The sequence below is a fragment of the Pseudomonas sp. SL4(2022) genome (genome assembly GCF_026625725.1).
In the GTDB taxonomy this organism is placed as follows: Bacteria; Pseudomonadota; Gammaproteobacteria; order Pseudomonadales; family Pseudomonadaceae; genus Aquipseudomonas.
Map to the genome: position 1 here is coordinate 4,341,565 of NZ_CP113060.1, position 14,332 is coordinate 4,355,896.

The 14,332-nt window shown below is 62.3% G+C and carries 11 protein-coding genes; 2 read left to right on the plus strand and 9 right to left on the minus strand.

Features of this window, described 5'->3' with window-relative positions; translation table 11 throughout:
- Positions 1-64 precede the first annotated feature (64 nt).
- From OU997_RS20365 to OU997_RS20375, 3 genes are read right to left on the minus strand one after another with little or no spacing between them, the layout of a single operon-like run.
- Complete coding sequence (locus OU997_RS20365) at positions 65-2,059, minus strand: transglutaminase TgpA family protein (RefSeq protein WP_267808351.1); 1,995 nt, start codon at positions 2,057-2,059, stop codon at positions 65-67.
- Entirely contained in the window at positions 2,056-3,012 is a 957-nt protein-coding gene (locus OU997_RS20370) for a DUF58 domain-containing protein (protein WP_108488804.1), read from the minus strand. The genes OU997_RS20365 and OU997_RS20370 overlap by 4 nt, the downstream gene beginning before the upstream one ends.
- Entirely contained in the window at positions 3,009-3,926 is a 918-nt protein-coding gene (locus tag OU997_RS20375; RefSeq protein ID WP_108488805.1) for an AAA family ATPase, read from the minus strand. The genes OU997_RS20370 and OU997_RS20375 overlap by 4 nt, the downstream gene beginning before the upstream one ends.
- A 169-nt stretch (positions 3,927-4,095) precedes the next feature.
- On the opposite strand from OU997_RS20375, the gene OU997_RS20380 reads away from it, so the two are divergent.
- Positions 4,096-6,780: an HAD-IC family P-type ATPase gene (locus OU997_RS20380; protein ID WP_267808354.1), complete on the plus strand. Its 2,685-nt coding sequence runs from the start codon at positions 4,096-4,098 to the stop codon at positions 6,778-6,780.
- Here the strand turns inward: OU997_RS20380 and OU997_RS20385 are convergent.
- Positions 6,777-7,382: a flavin reductase family protein gene (locus OU997_RS20385; RefSeq protein ID WP_108488807.1), complete on the minus strand. Its 606-nt coding sequence runs from the start codon at positions 7,380-7,382 to the stop codon at positions 6,777-6,779. The genes OU997_RS20380 and OU997_RS20385 overlap by 4 nt on opposite strands.
- On the minus strand, positions 7,382-7,657 hold the full coding sequence (locus OU997_RS20390) for a hypothetical protein (protein WP_108488808.1): 276 nt from the start codon (positions 7,655-7,657) through the stop codon (positions 7,382-7,384). Before OU997_RS20390 ends, OU997_RS20385 begins: the two co-directional genes overlap by 1 nt.
- 204 nt (positions 7,658-7,861) lie before the next feature.
- On the opposite strand from OU997_RS20390, the gene OU997_RS20395 reads away from it, so the two are divergent.
- A complete protein-coding gene (locus tag OU997_RS20395) occupies positions 7,862-8,887 on the plus strand; it encodes a patatin-like phospholipase family protein (protein WP_108488809.1) in 1,026 nt (341 codons plus the stop codon).
- Between the two features lie 9 nt (positions 8,888-8,896).
- Here the strand turns inward: OU997_RS20395 and OU997_RS20400 are convergent, their stop codons facing one another.
- The 4 genes from OU997_RS20400 to kdpC all read right to left on the minus strand — a co-directional run bounded on the left by OU997_RS20400 (position 8,897) and on the right by kdpC (position 14,328).
- A complete protein-coding gene (locus tag OU997_RS20400; protein WP_267808357.1) occupies positions 8,897-10,300 on the minus strand; it encodes a tetratricopeptide repeat protein in 1,404 nt (467 codons plus the stop codon).
- 95 nt (positions 10,301-10,395) lie between these two features.
- Positions 10,396-11,091 (minus strand): response regulator, encoded by a 696-nt coding sequence (locus OU997_RS20405; protein ID WP_108488811.1) that lies wholly within the window; start codon positions 11,089-11,091, stop codon positions 10,396-10,398.
- Positions 11,092-11,101: 10 nt separating this feature from the next.
- Complete coding sequence (locus OU997_RS20410) at positions 11,102-13,756, minus strand: sensor histidine kinase (RefSeq protein WP_267808360.1); 2,655 nt, start codon at positions 13,754-13,756, stop codon at positions 11,102-11,104.
- Positions 13,757-13,761: 5 nt separating this feature from the next.
- A complete protein-coding gene (kdpC, locus tag OU997_RS20415; RefSeq protein WP_267808361.1) occupies positions 13,762-14,328 on the minus strand; it encodes a potassium-transporting ATPase subunit KdpC in 567 nt (188 codons plus the stop codon).
- Positions 14,329-14,332: the final 4 nt, after the last annotated feature.

Genomic DNA, 14,332 nt, shown 5'->3' on the forward strand with positions numbered 1-14,332 from the left:
TCACTCCTGTGATATCGCACCCAGCTTATGCACTGGTTGATTAGCCACAAGTGGCCAATGGTCGCTATGAGTCCAAACGAGTAAGCCGCCAAGGCAATGCCTGCCGCAGCGCCTTTAGATGCTGACGTAACTGCACAGCAGAAGGTTCTTGCCCGGCATAGCGCTGAGCCTCGAACGCGGCTGCAAAGTTGCCAATCGCTTGCGCCTGGGCCGGCATCTGCTGGGCTGCCCGCGCGGCATAGTCGCGCGGGCCTTCACCGGGTTTGCGTGGCACACCATGACGCGCCAGCAAACCCTCGAAACGGCGGAACAAGCGCTGCTGCACATCGCGCTCGCGCTGCCAGGGCTTGAACAGCCAAAGTGAAAGCAAACCGAGCAGCAGCGCCCCGCCGCCGACCAGGCCGATCACCAGCGATTGGGCATCCACCCGACCCAACCAGCGCTGGAGAAACTCCAACTGCTGCTGACTCTGATAGCCCAATACCCAGCGTTGCCAGCCGTAGTTGATGTTGTCCCAGGCCAGACGCAATTGATTCAACCAACTGAGATTGCGGTAGCGCAGTGGGGAAAAGGGCGAGTCTTCAAGAAAACTCTGCTCGTCAGCCAAGGCTTCTTCCAGGCCCATTTCGACCCGTTCGGGGGCTACCTGGAAGGTCGGATCGACACTGACCCAGCCCTGCCCCTCTTGCCAGTATTCGACCCAGGCATGGGCATCGAACTGACGCACCTGTACGTAATTGCCCGTGGGGTTGTACTCACCGCCCTGATAACCCGCCACCACCCGCGCTGGAATGCCGGCCGCACGCAGCACATAGGTCATGGCTCCGGCGTAGTGGGCGCAGAAGCCGCTGCGGGTTTCGAACAGAAAATCATCAATATTGTTTACGCCTAACGTTGGCGGAGTCAGGGTGTAAGCAAAGGGCTCACGGTTGAAATGGCTAAGCAGCGCCTGCACCAGCTGTTCGGGCTGTGGGTGCTCACGTTTAAGTTGTTCGGCCCAGGCGCGGCTGCGCGGCTCACCTTGAGCCGGCAACTGCAACGCACGGCGCAGGGTCTCCTGGGCCGGCTGCGGCTCGCGTAGCGCCTGTGGCCAGGAGGTGGCCTGATAGATCAGCGAGCGATCCACCGGCTGACGGCGTTGCAAGCGAAAGTCGCTCATCTGCCGAGTCTGCTCCAGCGGGGTTTCCGCCACATCCAGAGCAAACAGCCAGCGCTGCGCACTGGGCTGCATGACGATGCTGTAACTCAGTGACTCGCCCTGCTTCTGCCACTGCGCACCGGGGCCAAACTCGGCGTAATCGGATTGTGACCAGCGCCGGCCATCAAAACGATCCAGGGTCAGTGCACGCCAGTACAGCTCACTGCGCGGCGGTGTTTCGCCGTTGAAGCTGGCGCGAAACGCCAGGGCCGCGGAACGACTCAGATCGGCGATATCCGCCGGCGCCATACTGTCCGACAGACCGGTGGTGGCCTTGTCATTCGGCACCGGCAAGGACCACAGAGGCCCCATACGCGGGAAAAATACAAACAGCAGCAGCATGACCGGCAGCGCTTGCAGGAGCATCGCGCCCGCCAGCCGCGCGGTCGGCCAGGGCTGAGTGGCCAGGCGGCTCTGCTGCAGGCCAATCAAGGCCGCGAGCAAAGCGGTGACCGGTAGCAGGCTGTAGAAGGCCACCAGCATGCTGTCATCGAACAGGTAAGCGGTGACCACCACAAAGAAGCCCAGAAACACCAGTACCAAAGCATCGCGTCGTGTACGCATCTCAAGCAGTTTCAGGACAAAGGCAGCGACCAGCAACACCACCCCGGCATCCAGGCCAATCAGGCTGCCACGGGAGAGAAACACGCCAAGCGCTGCGGCCAGCATCAGAGCACCCTTGGCCCAGGCATTCGGATAACGCGCGCGCATGCGGAAAATCTGAATACGCCAGGCTGCGCTCCCCAGCCACAGGCCGATAATCCACAGCGGCAAATGCGTCAGATGCGGAAGGATCACCAGCACCTGCGCCACCAGCAGCCAGGTCAGGCTGATGCGCGGAATCGTCGTAACCCGACTCATGGTGCACGCCCGAACAGCGCCAGGGCGCGCAGGCAGGCATCACGGTGCAATTCGCCGCTGTCGACCTCCAGCACCTGGCCAGGCAGGCTCAGGGCAAAGGGTTGCTGCCGCTCGGACAGCTGCAATACCCAATGGCAGAGCAGCGACAGGCGCGTCTCCATATCTCCGGACAAGGCGTCGAAATCCAGGTACAGGTCACGCCCGGTGATCGAGGCGAAGTCCTTGACCAGCAAACCCTGGCCACGGGAGTAGGCTTTCCAATGCAGGCGACGCTTGGAATCGCCCGGCTGATAGGTTTTCAGCCCCTGGTAGTCATCCACACCCTGACCATGGGGCCGACTACCCTCCTCGTCCGGATCTTCACTGGCACCGGCGGACAGCGGCAGATCACCGGGCAAAGGCTGTGGGTAAACCAACACACGCTGATCCAGATCGACCCAGCTCCAGGCCACCAGAATGCCCAGCGGGAAACGGCTTTCGACCCTCAGCCGACCAGGCCGCAACCAGCCGCGCTGCAGTGCCGGCAGGTTCAACTGGCATTCGCTCACGCCTTCGGCTGGCACATCCAGCGTCTGCAATTCGGCCGGTGGCCAACCCAGACTGACGGCCTGATGGGCCCGCTGGCTGCTTTCCAGGCGCAGGCGAAAACCGGCTGGCTCGCCAACAAATACTGCCGGCGCACTGCCGGCCTTGAGGATCAACCCGGCGAGGTTCCGGTAAGTGTGCAGAATGGCCACGACGAACACCGAGGCCAGCAGGAAGGTCAGGCCATAGGCCAGGCTGTTCTGGTAATTGATCGCCGCCAGTAGCATCAACAGCAGCGCCAGCATAAAGGCGCCACCGACACGGCTGGGGATGATAAAGATCCGCCGCTGGTTCAGGCGTACGCTGCTGGCTGCCGGAATGCGCCGTGCTAGCCAGCGGTTCCAGCGCGGTCGGAGCTGGGCGATCAAAGCGCCGGCACCTCACGTAGCAACCACTGCACCAGGCTGCCGGCACCATGCCCAGCGGGGTCGGCGCGCTCGCGCAGGCGATGGCCGACCACTGACGGCAGCACGGCCTGTACATCTTCTGGAATCACATAATCACGCCCGGCGAGGAAGGCCCAGGCTTTCGCAGCCGCGAGCAGTGCCAGGCTGGCCCGAGGTGACAGGCCCCAGGCGAATTGCGGCTGGGTGCGGGTGGCATCGACCAGGCGCAGCACGTAGTCGATCAATGCATCACTGGCGCGCACTTTCGGCACTTCGGCCTGCACCAGCGCCAGTTCAGCGTGGTCCAGCAGCGCTGGCAAAGTGGGCAGCAGGGAGCGCCGCGAGTCGCCCAGCAGCAGGGCCTTTTCCGCGGCCTTACCGGGATAGCCGAGCGACAGACGCATCAAAAAACGGTCCAGCTGCGACTCAGGCAAGGCAAAGGTGCCGCCCTGGCTGACCGGGTTCTGCGTGGCGATTACAAAGAAGGGTTCCGGCAGTGGCCGGGTCGCGCCTTCGATGGTCACTTGGCCCTCCTCCATGGCTTCGAGCAGCGCACTCTGGCTTTTCGGCGTGGCGCGGTTGATCTCATCGGCCAGCACCAGCTCAGCGAAAATCGGCCCCGGATGGAAGATAAATTGCCCGCTGTCCTTATCGAACACCGAGGTACCGAGGATGTCACCGGGCAGCAAGTCGGAAGTGAACTGGATGCGCTGGAAGCTCAGGCCCAGCACCTTGGCCAGGGCATGGCTGAGGGTGGTTTTGCCCATACCGGGCAAGTCCTCGATCAACAGATGGCCCTGGGCCAACAAACACGTCAGTGCCAAACGCACCTGCGGCTCCTTGCCCAGAAGCACGTGATTGACCGTCTGCAGCACAGTTTCCAATTTGGCGCGCATGTATCACTCCTTTAAAACCGATTGGTGATGCTACTGCGCCGCGTTGCCACGGCATAGCGGCTGGAAACCTTTACTGACGAACTTGTGAGCCATTCAATTGATCAAAGCTAACACCCACCTCGTTTGTGGTGTTTAGGCTAAAGACCCGAACAGCGCTGGAGCAGATCAAATGCAAGCGCCATCTGGCCATAACTGGCACGCCCTGCCAGCGCATCAAAGCCTGCAGCACCTCAACAGCAGCAGCCAAGGCCTGGACAGTGCTGACGCCGCCCAGCGGCTCAGCGAGCACGGCCTCAACCTGCTGCCGCAACAACAGGCCAACGGGCCGCTAAAGCGCTTTGCCCTGCAGTTTCACAACCTGCTGATCTACGTCCTGCTCGGCGCCTGCCTGCTCACCCTGCTACTGGGCGAATGGCTCGACAGCGCGGTGATCTTTGCCGTGGTGCTGATCAATGCGCTGGTCGGTTTTGTTCAGGAAGGCAAAGCTCAGCACGCCATGCTGGCGATTCAGCAGATGCTCAGCCTGGAAAGCCGGGTACGGCGCAACGGCCAGGTGCACAGCATTGCCGCCGAACAGCTGGTACCCGGCGACTGGGTGCTGCTGGAGGCCGGCGACCGCGTGCCCGCCGACCTGCGCCTGCTGGAGACCCGCGACCTGCGTATTGACGAGGCCGCACTGACCGGTGAATCCCTACCCGTGGATAAACACCACGATGCCGTAGCCACCTCGGCCAGCCTGGCCGACCGCCGCAGCATGGCCTATTCCGGCACCCTGGTGAATGCCGGCAGCGCTGCGGGCGTGGTGGTGGCCACGGCCAAGCAGACCGAGCTGGGCAAGATCAGTCACATGCTTGAAAGCGTGGTCAGCCTGCAAACGCCGCTGCTGGTCGACATGGCCAAATTTGCCCGCCACCTGACCCTGGGCATTCTCGTTCTGGCGCTGCTGACCTTTGCCTTTGGCATCCTGCTGCGGGGTTACAGCGCCGAGGACATGCTGCTGGCCGCAGTCAGCCTGGCGGTGGCGGCCATTCCGGAAGGCCTGCCGGCGGTGCTGACGATCATCCTCGCCCTCGGCGTGCAGCGCATGGCCAAGCGCCGGGCGATCATTCGCCACCTGCCAGCGGTGGAAAGCCTCGGCGCGGTCACAGTGATCTGCTCGGACAAGACCGGCACCCTGACGTGCAATGAAATGACCGTACAGCAGGTGTTTACCGCCGCTCACCATTACCGCGTAGACGGCGTCGGCTATGCGCCCCAGGGCAGCATTCACGGTGATGACGGCCAACTGTGCCAACTAGGCGCTGCCGATGATCTGCGTGAACTCGCGCGTGCCGGGCTGCTGGCCACTAACGCCAGCCTGCGCAGTGGCGAGAACGGCTGGTGCATCACTGGCGACCCCACCGAAGCCGCCCTGCTGACCCTGGCCGGCAAGGTCGGTCTGGAGCTGCAGCAGGAGGCGCACAACCTGCCGCAGGTCGATGTCATCCCCTTCAGTTCCGAGCAACGCTGCACCGCCAGTCTGCACCATGACCATGCTCGCCATGGTCTGATCTATATGATCGGTGCCCCGGAACGCGTGCTCGAAGCCTGCAACCGCCAATGGCGTGACGGCCATCCCGAACCGCTGGACCCACGCCACTGGCATCAGGCCCTGGACAGCGGCACCCACCAGGGCCTGCGTATGCTTGGCCTGGCCATTCGGCCGCTCGGCGAACCGCAGCAGAGCCTCGATTATCAGGACTTGGACGGCGATTACGTGCTGCTCGGCCTGGTCGGCATGCTCGACCCGCCACGCGAGGAAGCCATTGTCGCCATTGCGGACTGCCACAGCGCTGGCATCGCGGTGAAGATGATCACCGGCGACCATGCCGGCACCGCCAGCGCCATTGCCCAACGCCTTGGCCTGGGCGGTGGCAAACCGCTGACCGGGGCCGAACTCGACAGCCTCAGCGACAGCCAGCTGGATCTGCTACTCCCCATCACCAGCGTATTCGCCCGCACCAGCCCGGCGCACAAGCTACGCCTGGTTGAACGCCTGCAAGCCTGCGGCGCGAGGGTGGCCATGACCGGCGATGGGGTCAACGATGCGCCCGCGCTGAAACGCGCCGACATCGGCGTGGCCATGGGCATCAAGGGCACGGAAGCTGCCAAGGAGGCCGCGCAGATGGTGCTGGCCGACGACAACTTCGCCACCATCACCCACGCCATCGAAGAAGGCCGGGTGGTTTACGACAACCTGGAAAAATCCATTTTGTTTATCCTCCCCACCAGTGGTGGACAGTCACTTACTCTACTGGCGGCCATCGCCCTGGGACTGACCTTGCCGATCACCCCACTGCAGATTCTCTGGATCAATATGATCACCGCTGTGACCCTGGCGCTGGCACTGGCGTTTGAGCCGGCAGAAGCCAACCTGATGCGCCGCCCACCACGTGATCCCAAGGTCAATCTGCTCAGCCACCACCTGCTCTGGCGCGTAGTGTTTATCGCGGTGCTGATGACCCTGGCCAGCCTGGGCCTATTCCTCTACACCCAGACTCTTGGCTGGAGCCTTGAAAGCAGCCGCACCCTGGCGGTCAACGCCGTGGTTGCCTGTGAAATCGGCTACCTGTTCAGTAGCCGTCGCCTCGAAGGGCCGGCGAACTTTGGCCTACACGACAACCCGATGATCTGGTGCATGGCTGGCCTATTGCTCAGCCTGCAGCTGATACTCACCTACTGGCCGGCCATGCAGCAGGTCTTCACCACCGCCGCCCTGCCGGCATACGCCTGGGGTTGGTGCCTGCTGGCAGCGCTGGGCGTATGCGCCTGCGTGGAAGCGGAGAAGTGGCTGTTGCGGCGGCAAGGCCCTTAGGGACGCTGCAACTCAAAGCGCTGCAAGGTGCGGGTATAACCACTGCCGCCAAGACGGCCAATCAGGTCGAGCTGACTGCTGTCGATACGACCCTGCTCATTCAGCACCGCATCGTCGATATGCGCCAGTAGCACTTCGGCGAAGATCAGATGGCAATTGGGCTTATCTGCCGGGTAGGCCTGGATCTGCGCCACCCGGCATTCAAAGGCCACCGCCGCGCCGGCCACCCGAGGCGGTGCGACTCGCTGCGAGGGCAGGCTGGCGATGCCGCACTGTTCGAACTCGCTGATGCCGTAGGGCAATAGCGCCGCACTGGCATTCATCGCCTCGGCCTGGGCAAACGACACCAGCTGAATCACCAGTTCGCCACTGGCCTGCACATTCAACAGAGTGTCCTTGAGGCCACCATCGGCGCGGTGATTGACGTTAACCATCAAGGTTGGTGGATCATCGCTGATCACCTGAAAGAAGCTGAACGGCGCCAGGTTGCTAACGCCCTCAGCCGACTGACTGGACACCCAGGCAATCGGTCGCGGAGTAATGGTCGAAGCCAGCCAGCGGTAACGCTCAAGCGGTGTGAGTGAGGTAAAGTCCAGTTGCATCAGCGACCAGCCCGCGACTCGCGAATATAGAAACGGGCGCGCTCGGATTTCGCCGTGCAGCCTTCATAGCCCTCAAACTGTTGCTGGGTTTTCGCTGCTGTAAGCAGCGACAGGGCCTTGGAATAGCTCACCGTACCGGCAAAACCTTCAGCCTTGGCCAGATCCAGTTCACGCCAGGCGGCATCCAGCTGATTGGCGCAACTGTTGCGATAAGCCGTTTTCCCCGCACAACCGCTCAACACCAGCAGCATGGGCAACACAATCCACAGTTTCATCAGGTAACTCCTGCAAATAGATCCACGAAGAACTCGGTAGCAAAACGCATCATAGCGCTGCATCAATCCCTGCACTCTGACGCACATAACAGACAAAAGTGCCAGGTCGCTCAATGGCCACTGCACTGGATACTAGCAAATCGCGCCTTGGCGACTGGGGTTGTGGCGCGTATGTTCGCGGCATCTGTTTCGGAGGGCATCGGCATGAGCAAACGCATTGCGCTGGTACTGGGTTCCGGCGGCGCGCGCGGCTACGCGCACATCGGCGTAATCGAGGAGTTGGAAGCCCGCGGCTATGAAATCGCCTGTATCGCTGGCTGTTCCATGGGAGCGGTGGTCGGCGGGATCTACGCCGCCGGCAAACTCAATGACTACCGTGAGTGGACACAGAGCCTGGATTACCTGGACGTACTGCGCCTGCTCGATGTGAGTTTTCGTCTGGGGGCGATTCGCGGTGAAAAGGTTTTCGGCAAAATTCGCGAAATAGTCGGCGAGATCAATATTGAAGAGCTGCCGATCCCCTTCACCGCCGTGGCCACCGACCTGACCAACCAGCAGGAAATCTGGTTCCAGGAAGGCTGCCTGCACCAGGCTATGCGCGCCTCAGCGGCGATTCCCAGCCTGTTCACCCCGGTGGTGCAGGGCAAGCGCATGCTGGTCGATGGCGGTCTGCTCAACCCGCTGCCCATCGTGCCGGTGGTATCCAGCCACTGCGATCTGATCATTGCGGTCAACCTCAACTCGACCCAGCAGCGGCATTACGAATTGCCGGTGATCGAACGCACGCCAGCGCTCAAGGGACGCTTCGACCTGCTGATGAGTTCCCTCGGTTCCCGCTTGCCCTCGTTCAAACGCAAACAGGGTGAGGATGACGAACTGCTTCTGCTGGAAGACCAGCGCCACGCCGTGCAACCTGAAGCGATCAACCCCTGGCAGCAGAATGCCCGTGGCAACCTGGATAAACCGGCGGCCCCGAAATCCGCCAGCGGCTCACGGGTGGCCGATCTGAGCGGCCCGGCGTCACTGCTGGAGCTGATCAACCAGAGTTTCGAAGTGATGCAGACCTCATTGGCGCAATACAAGATCGCCGGCTACCCGCCGGACATCCTGATCAACGTGCCCAAGCGGGTGTGCCGCTTCTTCGAGTTCTACAAGGCGCCGGAGCTGATCATGCTCGGCCGGCAGATCGCCCGCGATACGCTGGATAAGTACGAACGCGGGGATCACTGAGGTCCAGGGTCAGAAGCGATAGGACAGGCTCAACGAGGTGCTCTCGTTGTTCTTGTCCTTGCCGACCTGGTTGGAGTCCTTTTCCTTGTGCTCATAACTGACGGCAACCAGCAGGTCCTTGGTCAGTTTATGGCCCAATGTAAGGGCGTACTTGTCTTCATCCTCTTCTTTACCCTTGGGGTCATTGCCATAGTCGGTATGCCGACGGGTATAGGCGATGCCGGCAAAACTGTCCCAGGGCAATTTGCGTGCATACGCCACTTTCCAGCCGCCCTGATCCTTGTCTTTTTTGCGCTGATCATTGTCCTCGACCTTGGGGGAATAACTCAGGTCGAAACTGTCATGGCTTGTGGGTTTGAACTTGACGGAAAACTTCAGCGTATCGATTTCAACGTCTGGGCTGTTCTCGCTGTTGAGGTCGCGGTTTTCGTAGTTGTAGCGAACCCCTAACTCCAGCACGCGATTAAGCTTGTGGCTGACACCCAGCGACCAGATGGTGCTGGAAACGTCATAGCGGTGATCTTTGTACAGTTGCAGGTAAGTGACCGATGGATTGACCTTCAAACGCCAATCCGGCACCAGAAAAACCGGCCCCGTGGAAAGCGCAATCGTCTCTCGGTTCAGAGTGTCCTGGTCGTCCTGGCGGGCTTGACTGAAATTACCGGCGAGATTCCAGCGATCGCCGCGCTCATTCAGGCCATAGGAATAACGCAGCGCAGCAGACGCTTGACGACGATTGTCATGCACAGAACGCTTGGGCTTGGCGGGAGTAGCGGTATCCCCCGCGTCAGCATCTGCATCATCATCCGCGCCCTCTTCATCTTCCCCGCCGTCCAGGCCCTCTTCTTCGTCGAGGTCATCCTCGTCCAGGTCCACGTCTTCGAGCAGATCATCGTCAAAATCGGCATCAGCGAAGTCATCATCTTCGTCAAAATCGCCGTCTTCGTCGTCGAGGTCTTCATCGTCATCATCATTAAATGACGGTTCACTGACCGGGCTGCCAGAAGAAGCATTGGCCGTATCGGTGTCATGGATCAGGGCAAACTGGACTTTGCCACCGTAGCTGTGCGCTTTGGTCTTGCTCGCTGCTTTGCGCTGCAGCTTACGCGCCTGCTTGGCCTCTTCACTGTCAGGCGCGGTCGCGATCAACTGCGCCAGTTCACTGCGGGCGGCCGGGTAATCAAAGCTGTCGAGATACAGGCGCGCCAGACGCAACCGAGCGGTGTTGTGCGACGCTTCTAAATCAGGGTTGGCCAGCACTTGGCGATACGCAGCGATGGCAGCACCCAACGAGCCCCAACGCGCCTGTTGCTCGGCCTGTCGACTGATTTCGGCATACTCGGACGCTTGTCCATATAGCGGTAAGCCCAAGGTTCCCAATAATGCGGCAACAGCGACACCCTTGCGATTCATGACAGCTCCTGAGACGCGTGCAGATCAGTTTTGCGGCGCAGTCTATGCAGACTCCAGAAAGCCGTCTAGCACGACGCCAGAATGCGAATGGTCGTTCACAATTTCTCGCGCAGGCGATAGCCAACCCCGGCCTCAGTGACGATAAAACGCGGCGCGGTGGGGTCGTCGCCAAGTTTCTGCCGCAGGTGACCCACCACCACCCGCAGGTAGTGGCTGTCTTCGCCGTGGGTGGGGCCCCAGATGTCCTTGAGCAGTTGCTGCTGGGTCACCACCCGGCCGATATGCTTGGCCAGTTGTGCCAGTACGGCGTACTCCTTGCGGGTCAGGCTGACCTCGACGCCATCCAGGCTGACCCGACGGTAGGCGAAATCCACCTGCAGCGGGCCGCTGCAGACCGCAGAGCTGGCTTGTTCCGCGCCACCGGCAAGACGCAGCAACACGCGCACGCGGGCGAGGAATTCCTGAATGCCGAAGGGTTTGGTCACGTAGTCATTAGCCCCGCCATCCAGCGCCAGGACCTTTTCGCCCTCGCTGGCCCGCACCGATAGCACCAGTACCGGTACCTGTGACCAGGCGCGCAGCTCGCGCAGCACCTGTTGACCGTCCATATCCGGCAGGCCAAGGTCGAGCACCACCAGGTCCGGCTTGCCCAGCGCAGCTTGAGCCAGGCCTTCCTGCCCCGTAGCACCTTCCAGCACCTTATAGCCCTGGGCCGTCAGGCTGATGCGCAAAAATTTGCGAATCTGCGCTTCGTCATCAATGACCAGAATGGTCGCGGGGTTTTGGCTCATTGGCTGTCCATCACTGTTCTTCTTCCATCGGCGGCTGGGTGTGCAACGGCAGGTGCAGGGTCAGGCTTGCACCCAGGCCATCCAGCCCTTCGCCCACTGTTACCCGGCCGCCATGAGCGCCGAGCATGCCCTGGCAGATCGCCAGCCCCAGACCAGTGCCCTGCCCGCCGCGATCACCCCGGGCAGCGGTATAGAACATATCGAAAATCTTCGTGCGCTCATGCTCAGGAATACCCGGCCCCTGGTCACTGACAATAAAGCGCAGTTCTTCGGCATCCGCCTCGATGGCCACGCACAAACGCCCCTGGGGCGGGGAAAAACGCGCAGCATTCTCCAGCACATTGACCAGCGCCTGTTCGATCAGTGCGGCATGCACATAGAGCAGCGGCAGCTGCTGCGGCACCTGAATTTCCAGCTGCAAGGCAGACAATACCGGGCGCAGACGCTGGGTTGCACTGGCAACGATATCCGCCGGCGCGACCCAGTCACGCGCCAATTTCAGCCCACCGTGACCCAGGCGCGTCATGTCCAGCAGGTTCTGGATATAGCGGTCGAGGCGCTCGGCCTCATCGCGGGTGCCCTCCAGCAACTCGCGGCGGTCCGCCAGGGGAATCTGTTCCCCCAGCGCCAGCAGGCTATCAATTGAGCCGCGCATGGCGGTCAGTGGCGTGCGCAGGTCATGGGAGACCGAGGCCAGCAGCGCGCTGCGCAGCTCCTCGGTCTGCCCGTGCAGGCGTGCGGCTTCCAAATCCTCGGCCAGTTGCGCGCGCTCGAGGGCCTGCGCCAGTGGCTGGCCGAGGGCGGTAATCAAGCGGCGCTGCTCGGCAGGCAGTGCACCGCCATCCTTGGGGCTGATGCCAAGCAGCACCAACGGACCGTCCTCGCCCGACAGAGGCGACCACCACCAGCGCCCACCCGGCAAGGTGCCGGTGCCCAGGCCGGCTGGCTGATCGTGCTGCCAGGACCAATCCGCCGCTGCCCGTTCCTGCTCGGTGAGCAGGCGCTGTACGCCGGCCTCGACTTTCCATACGCCGTCACTGCTGCGCGCCAGCAGGCTGACTTCAACCTCATGCCACTGGCTGAACTGCTGAATCGCTGCGGCCAGTACGGCCTGGCGGTCGGTGGCGGCTGTCAGTTTGCGCGACAGTTCAAGCAAAGCGGTGGTTTCGCCCTGGGTCTGACGTAACGCCTGCAGCTGGCGGCGCTGACGGCTGGCCAGGTTACCAGTCAGGCCAGCCATGATCAGGAAGAACAGCAGGGTCAGCACATCCTCCTGACGCTCGATGGTCAGGGTAAAGGTCGGCGGAATAAACAGAAAGTTGTAGGCCAGAAACGACAGGCCGGCGCAGGCCAGCGCGGGTCCCAGCCTGCTGCGTACCGCCACCACGAGCACGGCAATAAGAAAAATCAGCGAGATATTCGGCAACTCAAGAAACCGCGACAAGCCAAGCGCAACACCGGCCGCCACCATGGTCGCGAGCAAGGCCAGCAGGTAATCGGCCCAGGCCAGCGGTGGCGCGCTCCGGCGTACGGCCGGAGCTTGGTCAACCTCGGTGTCCAAGACGCTGACTTCCAGCCCCTCGCCAAGACTTAACAGCCGCTCAGCGAGGCCGCGACCAAAACGCCAACGCCGACGCAGGCGCTGACGACTGCGCCCCACCAGGATCAGGCTGGCGCGACGCTCGCGGGCATGTTCGACCAGGGTGTCGGCCACCGAGTTGCCCCGCAGCAGCACCACTTCGCCACCGAGGCGTTCGGCCAGTTGCTGCGCGGCCTGCAAGTTACCCAGACGCTCTTCGTCGCGCGTGCCGCCGGTGTCTACGTGCAACACCGACCAGGGCAGATGACGCCGCTCGGCCACACGGCAGGCATGCCGTACCAATCGCTCGGCCTGGGCGTCGCCGTCGATACCAAGCAACAATCGGCCGCGTACCGTCGGGGCCTGCTGACCTTGCTGGCGGTAGCGTCGATTAAGGTCAGCATCCACCCGCGCAGCCGCTGTCTGCATCGCCAGCTCGCGCAGAGCCGTGAGGTTGGTTTGGCTAAAAAATGCATCGATGGCGGCGCGCGCCTGTTCCGGCACATACACCTTGCCCTCACGCAAACGCTCCAGCAGCTCACGCGGCGGCAGGTCGATCAGCAGAATCTCATCCGCTTCCTGCAACACCCAGTCCGGCAGGGTTTCGCGCACCTGCACCCCGGTAATGTCGCGCACCTGATCATTCAGTGCTTCGAGGTGTTGCACGTTGACCGTGGTGTACACGTCGATGCCGGCATCCAGCAGTTCCTGCACATCCTGCCAGCGCTTGCTGTGGCGGCTGCCCGGCGCATTGCTGTGGGCCAGCTCATCGACCAGCAGCAGCTTCGGTGGCTTGGCCAGAATGCCGTCAAGGTCCATCTCGCTCAGCGCCACGCCACGGTATTCCAGACGCTGCTGCGGCTGTTGCGGCAAGCCGGTGAGCATCGCCTCGGTTTCCGCACGGCCGTGAGTCTCGACCACGCCCACGCGCAGGTCGACGCCCTGGCGCAACTGCGCCTGCGCCGCCTGCAACATGGCGTAGGTTTTACCCACGCCCGGTGCCGCACCGAGAAAGACCTTTAGCCGACCGCGCCCTTCTCGCGGCATTTCATCAAGCAGGGCATCGGCCCGTACGGCATCACTCATGCAACTTACTCAGTCTTGGCGGGAGGCGAATTGTCGGCCAGCGCCAGGTTCAGCGCCAGCACATTGACCACCGCCGGCCCTACCAGCGGTTTTTCCACGTGCTGTTCGATCAGTCGCTCCAGACTGGCAGCGGGAATACCGCGTGCTGCGGCAATCCGGGCGATCTGAAACTGCGCCGCTGCCGGCGACAGGTGCGGATCAAGGCCACTGGCCGAGGTGGTCACCAGTTGCATGGGCACTGCGCCTTGGCCTTCAGCCTGCAAACGCTGGGCATCGGCGGTGATCCGCTCGGCCAACACCGGGTTGCTCGGTGCCAGGTTGCTGGCACCGCTGGCCACGGTGGCGAAGCCCGCCGCCGAGGGGCGTGGCGCAAACCATTCGGCCCCACTAAATGGCTGCGCCAGCAGGCTGCTGCCGAGCACCTCGCCTTTAGCACCCGTGATCAGGCTGCCATTAGCCTGTGCTGGGAAGGCCAGTTGCGCCACGCCGGTGACAGTCAGCGGGTAGACCACGCCGGTGACCAGGGTCATAAACGCCAGCACGCTGATGGCTGGACGAAGTTGTTTAAGCATGATG